General features: G+C 73.1%; 9 protein-coding genes. 6 read left to right on the forward strand and 3 right to left on the reverse strand.

Annotation, left to right across the window (positions count from 1 at the left end; translation table 11 throughout):
- Positions 1 to 4 precede the first annotated feature (4 nt).
- From ACGFMP_RS19360 to ACGFMP_RS19380, 5 genes are all read left to right on the forward strand, one after another.
- The gene (locus tag ACGFMP_RS19360) at positions 5 to 1,195 is read left to right on the forward strand and encodes an alpha-hydroxy-acid oxidizing protein (RefSeq protein WP_393673750.1); all 1,191 of its coding nucleotides are present in this window, start codon (positions 5 to 7) and stop codon (positions 1,193 to 1,195) included.
- A 37-nt stretch (positions 1,196 to 1,232) separates the two neighbouring features.
- The gene (locus ACGFMP_RS19365) at positions 1,233 to 1,697 is read left to right on the forward strand and encodes a hypothetical protein (protein WP_393673752.1); all 465 of its coding nucleotides are present in this window, start codon (positions 1,233 to 1,235) and stop codon (positions 1,695 to 1,697) included.
- Between the two features lie 58 nt (positions 1,698 to 1,755).
- A complete protein-coding gene (locus ACGFMP_RS19370) occupies positions 1,756 to 2,106 on the forward strand; it encodes a YciI family protein (RefSeq protein WP_393673754.1) in 351 nt (116 codons plus the stop codon).
- A gap of 48 nt (positions 2,107 to 2,154) precedes the next feature.
- Complete coding sequence (locus ACGFMP_RS19375; protein ID WP_393673755.1) at positions 2,155 to 3,444, forward strand: RNA polymerase sigma factor; 1,290 nt, start codon at positions 2,155 to 2,157, stop codon at positions 3,442 to 3,444.
- A gap of 114 nt (positions 3,445 to 3,558) precedes the next feature.
- Complete coding sequence (locus ACGFMP_RS19380; protein ID WP_393673756.1) at positions 3,559 to 4,299, forward strand: SDR family NAD(P)-dependent oxidoreductase; 741 nt, start codon at positions 3,559 to 3,561, stop codon at positions 4,297 to 4,299.
- Positions 4,300 to 4,341: 42 nt separating this feature from the next.
- On the opposite strand, the gene ACGFMP_RS19385 is transcribed toward ACGFMP_RS19380, so the two are convergent.
- Complete coding sequence (locus ACGFMP_RS19385; RefSeq protein WP_393673758.1) at positions 4,342 to 4,800, reverse strand: Lrp/AsnC family transcriptional regulator; 459 nt, start codon at positions 4,798 to 4,800, stop codon at positions 4,342 to 4,344.
- Between the two features lie 161 nt (positions 4,801 to 4,961).
- Here ACGFMP_RS19385 and ACGFMP_RS19390 point away from each other — a divergent pair, with 161 nt between their 5' ends.
- Complete coding sequence (locus tag ACGFMP_RS19390; RefSeq protein ID WP_393673759.1) at positions 4,962 to 5,606, forward strand: GAP family protein; 645 nt, start codon at positions 4,962 to 4,964, stop codon at positions 5,604 to 5,606.
- 51 nt (positions 5,607 to 5,657) lie between these two features.
- Here ACGFMP_RS19390 and ACGFMP_RS19395 read toward each other — a convergent pair whose 3' ends face one another.
- Positions 5,658 to 7,637, reverse strand: coding sequence for a hypothetical protein (locus ACGFMP_RS19395; RefSeq protein WP_393673760.1), 1,980 nt, complete (start codon positions 7,635 to 7,637; stop codon positions 5,658 to 5,660).
- A 10-nt stretch (positions 7,638 to 7,647) separates the two neighbouring features.
- Positions 7,648 to 7,794, reverse strand: a 147-nt coding sequence (locus ACGFMP_RS19400; protein WP_393673795.1) for an LUD domain-containing protein, incomplete at its 5' end; no start/stop codon positions are given.

Raw genomic sequence — 7,794 nt, forward strand, 5'->3', positions numbered from 1 at the left:
CCCGATGAGCGATCAGCAGCCACCGCACCTGCCCACAGCCTTCGGGAACTACCAGAACGACATCTACCTCCGCGCCCTGGGCGGCGTACTGCCGGACCTGCCGATGACCTTCGGCGAGCTGGAGGCGCGCGCGGCCGAGGCGATGCCGCCGTCGCTGGTGTCCTATGTCGCGGGTGGTGCGGGCGACGAGGCGACCCAGCGGGCGAACGTCGACGCCTTCGCCGGCTGGGGCCTCTATCCGCGGATGTTCGTCGGTGCCCGCACCCGCGACCTGTCGGTCGAGCTGTTCGGCACCACCTGGCCCTCGCCGCTCTTCATGGCGCCGGTCGGCGTGATCGGGCTCTGCGCGCAGGACGGGCACGGCGACCTCGCCACGGCACGGGCCGCGGCCAGGACCGGCGTACCGATGGTCGCCTCGACGCTGACCGTCGACCCGCTGGAGGATGTGGCGGCCGAACTCGGCGGCACCCCCGGCTTCTTCCAGCTCTACACACCAACCGACCGCGAGCTGGCCGAGAGCCTGGTCCGCCGGGCGGAAGCCGCAGGCTACAAGGCGATCGTCGTCACCCTCGACACCTGGATCACCGGCTGGCGCCCGCGCGACCTGGCCGCCGGCAACTTCCCCCAGCTGCGCGGCCACTGCCTGGCCAACTACTTCACCGACCCGGTCTTCCGGCGCCTGCTCGGCAAGGACCCGCAGGACGACCCGCAAGGTGCGGTACTGCTCTGGACGCAGCTGTTCGGCAATGCCTTGACCTGGGACGACCTGGCCTGGCTGCGTTCGGTGACGACGCTGCCGCTGATCGTCAAGGGCATCTGCCACCCCGATGACGCGCGCCGCGCGCGGGACGGCGGCGTGGACGGCATCTACTGCTCCAACCATGGCGGCAGGCAGGCCAACGGCGGCCTGCCCGCGCTGGCCGTGCTGCCCGGCATGGTCGCCGCGGCGGACGGCCTGCCGGTCCTCTTCGACTCCGGTGTGCGCTCGGGCGCCGACCTGGTCAAGGCACTGGCGCTGGGGGCGACCGCCGTGGGCATCGGCCGCCCCTACGCCTACGGGTGCGCGCTCGGCGGGACCGACGGCATCGTCCACGTGCTGAAGACGGTGCTGGCCGAGGCGGACCTGATCATGGCCGTCGACGGCTACCCGACCCGCGCCGACCTCACCCCGGAGAGCCTGCGCCGGCTGCCGTGAAGTCCGCGCTGTCAGTGCCTGGTGCGAGGCTGCACCCATGACGACGTGGAATCTGCTCGACCTCGACAGGGCGCTGCGCGCGTCCTGGGCCGCCGACACCTGCGAGCCCCAGGACAGGGACGAATGGCGCCCGGACAATCCTTCCTGGGGACACTGCGACATCAGCTCGCTGCTCGTCCACGACCTCTTCGGCGGCGACCTCATGGTCGGTGAGGTCCACCTCGCGGGTGAGCAGCACGGCTTCCACTGGTGGAACACCCTGCCCAGCGGCATACAGATCGATGTGACCCTCGAACAGTTCCTGCGCGGCCAGAGCGTCACCGCCGCCCGGGTCGTCGTCCGCCCGCCCGGGCCGCTTCCCCGTCGCTGGGAGGAGTATCTGCTGCTGCGCGAGCGCGTCGCCCGGCACCTCGGACCGCTGCCGGAGCCCGACGCCATGACGCGTCCGGCCGAGGACCGGGTCGGACAGGTGTCGATTCCCGGCTCCTCCCGTTCGTCGTAGGGATGACGGGGTGCCCGCACCGTGCGGATCCTCGCCCCCGACCGCAAGGAGACCGACGGTGACGCGCTACCTGCTGCTCATCCACGACAACGAGGCCGACTACCAGGCGGCCGACGACACCGCCCGCCGGGCGCTCGACGAGGCGCACGAGGCGTTCGCCCGCGAGCACAAGGACGTCATCGTGACCGGCGAGCACCTCCAGCCGACCTCGACGGCGACGGTGGTGCGTGAGGACGGCGCGGGCGGCCACCTGGTGACCGACGGCGCCTACGCCGAGACGAAGGAGGCGCTGGGCGGCTACTACATCATCGAGGTGTCCGACCTCGACGCCGCCCTCGCGGTGGCCAAGCGGCTGCCGTTCTTCGGCAGGACGGGAGACGCCGCGGTCGAGGTGCGCCCGCTGTACTGACCCGGGGACGACCGCCCGGCGACCGCGGCGGCAAGAGGAGGAGGGCCCATGCAGGCCGATCCGCAGCCGGCGGGGCGGGGGCGGTCCGCGGCGGCACATGCCGTCGCTGCGGCGCACCGCGACGAGTGGGCCTTCGTGCTGGCCGCCACGGTCAGGGTCACCCGCGACCTGGACCTCGCGGAGGAGTGCGTGCAGGACGCCTACGCCAAGGCCTTGGTGGCGTGGGCGTCCGGCGGCACACCGGCCCGTCCCGGTGCCTGGCTCACCACGGCCGCCCGCAACCGGGCCCTTGACGTCATCCGGCGCGAATCCTGCTTCCGCAGAGCGCTGCCGCTGCTCGCCGCCGACGACGACCAAGCGGTCGCAGGACCCGCCGACGGCGACGACATCCCCGACGAGCGGCTGCGGCTGATCTTCACCTGCTGCCACCCGGCCCTCGCTCGGCAGGCCCAGGTGGCGCTGACGCTGCGACTGGTCTGCGGGCTGACCACGGCGGAGATCGCCCGCGCGTTCCTGGTCGGCGAGAGCACCATGGCGGCCAGGATCACCCGGGCGAAGAAGAAGATCACCGCGGCCCGTATCCCGTACCGCATTCCGGACTCCGGTGAGCTGGCGGAGCGCGTCGACGCGGTGCTCACCGTGGTCGACCTGCTGTTCACCACCGGGCACGTCGCACCGGAGGGGACGGCACTGGTGCGCACCGACCTGATCGCGCGGGCGGCCGGACTGGCCCGGATGCTCGGTGAACTGCTGCCGGGGGACGCCGAGGTGGCCGGGCTGCGCGCGCTGATCCTGCTGACCGACGCCCGCAGGGCCGCCAGGCTGGACACCGCCGGTGCCCCGGTCCTGCTGGCCGACCAGGACCGCGGCCGATGGGACCGCGCGTCCATCGCCGAAGGCCTGGTCCTGGTCCGCAGGGCGCTGCGCCGGCGTCCGCCGGGGCCGTTCGGGCTGCGGGCGGCCATCGCGGCGGTGCACGCGGAGGCACCGTCCTGGGAAGCGACCGACTGGCAGGAGATCGTCGGACTGTACGACCTGCTGCTGCGCCACCGCCCCACCCCCGTCGCCGCCTTGAACCGCGCGGTCGCGGTCGGCTTCGCACACGGCCCCGCCGCGGGACTCGCCGCCCTCGACGGCCTCGACGCGGACCCGCGGCTCGCCGGCTACCCCTATCGTGCCGTCGCCCGCGGCGAGTTCCTGCACCGCCTGGGCCGCCGTACACCGGCCAGAGCCGCCTATCAGGAGGCGCTTCCGCACACTGGCAACGCGGTCGAACGGGACTTCCTGCTGGCCAGGATCGCCGCACTGGACGCGGAGCCCGGATCAGGCCCGCGCTGACAGCCCGTGGCACACCGGGCGAACCGCCTCCGCGCCACGGCCGCGGTTCCTTTGCCGCCGCTCCGAGGTCTTCCCCTGCGCTTGGACCATCGACGCAAGGGATCGAGGACGGACATGGACGCGCTGATCGGCAGGACGGCATTGGTGACCGGCGGCAGCCGGGGTATCGGGGCAGCCGTCGCGCGGCGGCTCGCGCGGGAAGGGGCCGCGGTGGTGCTGACGTACGTCAACTCCGCGGCCAAGGCCCAGGCCGTCGCCGGCAAGATCGTCGCCGACGGCGGGCGGGCACTGGCCATCAGGGCGGACAGCGCCGACCCGGCCGCTCCCGCGAAGGCGGTCGAGCAGACCGTGGAGGAACTGGGCGGGATCGACATCCTGGTCAACAACGCGGGTGTCTTCGCGGGCGGGGCGCTGGAGGACCACAGCCTCGAAGAGGTGGACCGCATCATCGCGGTCAACATACGGGCGGTCTTCCTGGCCTCGCAGGCCGCCGCCCGGCACATGCCCGAGGGAGGCAGGATCGTCACCGTCGGCAGCGCGCTGACCGACCACGTACCCGCCTCCGGGCTGACCCTCTACGCCATGTCCAAGGCCGCCCTGACCGGCCTGACCAGGGGGCTCGCCCGCGACCTGGCCCCGCGTGGCATCAATGCGACGGTGGTCCACGCTGGCCTCGTCGACACCGAGATGAACCCGGCTGACGGTGCCGCCGCCGCCTTCATGCGGAACATCCCGGCGCTCGGCCGCTACGGCAACGTCGAGGAGGTCGCCGACGCGGTGGCCTTCCTCGCCGGAGCCGGCGGGCGCTACATCACGGGTTCCGCGCTCGTCGTCGACGGCGGCTTCGGAGCCTGATCCGGCCGCCGCCCCCGGCCGGTCGCGGCACCGGCAGGGGGCTCAGTCGATGACCTTGATCTTCTTCATCGTCGGCTGCGAGATCACCCGGGCGACGCCGGGAATGCCGATGATCTTGCCGGTCTGGAAGGCCTCGTACGCCGCGTAGTCGGCGACCAGGACCCGCAGATGGTAGTCAGGGGTGCCGAACAGCCTGCGGAATTCCACGACTTCCTCATAGCCGGAGATGGTCGTCTCCAGGCCTTCGAGGGTCTTCAGGTCGCTCACCGAGACCTCGATGGAGACGATCACCTCGAGGCCGAGCCCCGCTGCCTCCGCACTGATGCGCGCCCGGTAGCCGGCGATCACCCCGGCCTCCTCCAGCCGCTTGACCCGCCGCAGGCACGGTGGAGGGGTCAGGCCGACCCTGCGGGCGAGTTCGACATTCGTCAGCCGCCCGTCCTGCCGGAGGTGGAACAAGATGTCGCGATCGGTCTGGTCGAGTTCGCGCCCATTGCCCATCAGGCCATCGTAGGGTCACATCCCGTCGGCCTGACGGCCGTTCGGCGAACGGAAGGGCTCCGGTCCGGGAAGCGGGCCTCGGTGACCGGGAGGTCACCCGGAATGCCTACCCGGCGGCACGTCGCGGCCCCGGGACGGCCCCGCCGTGCTCTACTCGGGGCGTGGTCCTCGACCTGCTCCTCATCGGCGGAGCCGTCACGCTGGGGCCGCTGCACAACGTGGCCTTCATCCTGCTGCTCTCCACGCCCCGAGGCGTGCTCAAGGGACTGGCCTTCATCATGGCGTGGCTCGCCTGCCTGGTGCTCCTGATCGCCGCGGTGGCGCTGCTCACCGGCGGCGAACCGGTGGTGCCGCACACCGCTCCGTCCACCGCGGCACTGGCAGTCAAGCTGCTGATCGGTCTGGGCATCGTGGTCTACGGCGAACGCAGGCGGCGCCAGGGCAGCCGCCCGCGCCCCTCCCCGAAGTGGTTCTCGCGGGTGGACCAGGCCTCCGGGTGGACCGCCGCGGGTCTGGGCGTCGTCCTCCAGCCGTGGGGTCTGGCGGCCGCGGGAGCCGCCACCGTGGTGCAGGCGCATCTGACGTCGATCGCCTCGTACGCCGCGCTGATGGGCTTCTGCCTGCTGGCCACGTCCAGCCTGCTGGCGATGGAGCTCTACACGGCCTTCCGCCCCGAGGCCGCGGCGCGGCGCCTGGAGGAGCTGCGCACCTGGATGAGCGACCACCAGGACCAGGCGATCGTCCTGCTGTCGCTCGCCGCGGGACTGTGGCTGGTCGGCAAGAGCATCTACCAGATCGTCTCCTGAGCGCGTCCCGCACCGCGCCGGGCGCCGGTGCGGTGCGACACGGCGCGCCGCTCAGGACAGCAACGCGGCCACCGGGGACATCGGTTCCCATCGGGGATCACGGCCCGTCAGCCGGTCGGTCACCCGCGTCCACCTCTCCGGGTCGGTCCCGAGCCGGGAGCGGACCACACCGGCGACCTCCGCCAGGGCGGCAGCCGCCTCGGCGGGAGCGTCATCACGGCGCGCGGCACTGCCGAGGTAGGCGAGTACGAGGGCGGCCGGGGCGGCCTCCTGCACCAGGTCGGATCCGTCCAGCATGCCCGAGGCGAGCAGCCCGTCGATCTGTGTGGCGGGCGGGCAGTGGTACATCCCGGCCAGACCGTGGCGCGCCCGCGCCCGGGTGAGGTCCGCGCCATCGGGCAGGCCGTCAGGCCCGGGTTCCCGCACCGACGCGGCGTGCCGCAGCCGCAGGTCGGCGGGAGCGGTCGTCATGCCGACCAGGTCTGCCCAGTGCGGCAGTGGTTCCGCCGCGTGCGCGGCCTCGATCGCCGCCCAGTCCACATCGGCAGGGACCGCCGCGACCGCCCTCGTCGCCTCCCAGCGGTGCCGGCAGCGACGCAGCTTGTTGACCAGCTTGGCCGGCGCGAGTTCGCGGTCCACCCGGGCGCGGAGCACAGCGGCCGGATCACCGGAGGCCAGTGCCTTGGCGCACAGCTTGGCTGCGGCCGGGCCGAGCACACCGCGCCCGACGAGAGTCGCGAGCCGTGCCGCTCCCGCGTGCTCGAGCAACGCCAGGCAGCCGAAGGCCTGGTGGACGAAGGACAGGTCGGCGGCCCGCCGGACCAGGATCTCCTCGATCAGGTCAGGCTCCGCAGAGCACAGCCAGCGCACGCCTCCGATCGGCCATGGCGACTGCCCCGTCCGCAGCTCGGCCAGCACCCGTGCCGCGACGGGGTCCGCCCCAGGGGAGCGCCGCGACCGGGCGACGATCCGGTGCGTGACCAGCGGGTCGTGCGCATGGCGGAGCAGGGCCAGATCGGTGTCGGGATCGTCGATGTCGGCGAGCCGCCCGATCAGACCGTCCTCCAGCCAACGGGACTCCGCGGCCAGGATGCGCAGGGCCCGTGGATCACGGCCGGCGAGCAGCCGGCCGAACGCGGGGCGCGGGGTGCGGTCATGGCGCAGCAGGAAGGCGGCGAGCAGCCACGGACCATCAGGCCCGAGCCGGGGCAGGACCGCGTCGACGACGTCGGCTTCGGCCAGGCACAGCAGGGTGCCCGCGGGCCAGGCCCACAGGTGGTTGCCGTGCGCCAGCAGTCCCAGCGCCTCGTCGGGGGTGCGCGGACGGGCCGTGTGGGTTGCCCAGGCGGCTTCCTCCAGCGCCCCGGATCCGGTGTTTCCGACCTTCCCAGGACCCGACGCGGATCGGGCCGTGCGGAGCAGGTCCGGCCAGCTCGGCCCGTTCGTGTCGGGGTGGCCGTCCGGACCTCCCGCCTTCACGGCTGTCGCGGCCAGCCGCAGCCAGGCGTCGGCATCGCCGCCGAGTTCGGCACGCAGCAGCCGCGCGAGTGCGCGGCGCCAGGCGTCGGCGAAGGCGAGCCGGCGCCAGTCGTGGGGGAGGAGGAGCAGGCGGTGGGCAGGCAGCAGGCCGAGCAGATCGTCGGAGGACAGGATGCCCTGGGTGTAGGCGTGTTCGATGTGCATGGCGCTGGAGCCCCAGGTCTGCGGCGGCTCGTCCCGCAACTGCGCGATGGTGGGGGCGGTATGCCAGAAGTCGTCGTCGGCTGGCACGAGACCGCGGGCGGCGCAGGCCTCCACCAGCCAGTCCGGTGTGGCGAGGCCCGGGGCCTCCGCCCTGCTGTGGTGCGCGAGGAAGCGCAGTACTCCGCGGTCGCGGGGCAGCGGCGCATCGGACGGCGCGAGGGAGCGGAGCAGGTCGAGTGCGGCGAGGGCTGCCCGCTCGTGCGCGCGGCGCGGAGTCGGCGGCGGCGCGGGTTGCTCCTGCTGTTCGGTCTCCGCGTGGCCGGCCGGACTGCTCTGCGTTCCCGTCATGCCCGCCATGCTACGAACGGGGTACGACACCCCCGGAGGGCGCCTGGTGATCTTCCCGGACGAGGATGACGTCGAGGGTGCGGGGGCCGTGGACGCCTTCGACGCGGTCGAGTTCGATGTCGCTGGTGGCGGAGGGTCCTGAGATCCAGGTGAGGGG

It is taken from the genome of Streptomyces sp. NPDC049040, from assembly GCF_043197715.1.
Lineage (GTDB): Bacteria > Actinomycetota > Actinomycetes > Streptomycetales > Streptomycetaceae > Actinacidiphila.

What these genes read in the sequence shown, in the direction of transcription:
- ACGFMP_RS19395 (WP_393673760.1), bottom strand. Translation starts at nt 7,637, where the DNA reads ATGACGGGAACGCAGAGCAGTCCGGCCGGCCACGCGGAGACCGAACAG.
- ACGFMP_RS19385 (WP_393673758.1), bottom strand. Translation starts at nt 4,800, where the DNA reads ATGGGCAATGGGCGCGAACTCGACCAGACCGATCGCGACATCTTGTTC.
- ACGFMP_RS19375 (WP_393673755.1), top strand. Translation starts at nt 2,155, where the DNA reads ATGCAGGCCGATCCGCAGCCGGCGGGGCGGGGGCGGTCCGCGGCGGCA.
- ACGFMP_RS19365 (WP_393673752.1), top strand. Translation starts at nt 1,233, where the DNA reads ATGACGACGTGGAATCTGCTCGACCTCGACAGGGCGCTGCGCGCGTCC.
- ACGFMP_RS19360 (WP_393673750.1), top strand. Translation starts at nt 5, where the DNA reads ATGAGCGATCAGCAGCCACCGCACCTGCCCACAGCCTTCGGGAACTAC.
- ACGFMP_RS19380 (WP_393673756.1), top strand. Translation starts at nt 3,559, where the DNA reads ATGGACGCGCTGATCGGCAGGACGGCATTGGTGACCGGCGGCAGCCGG.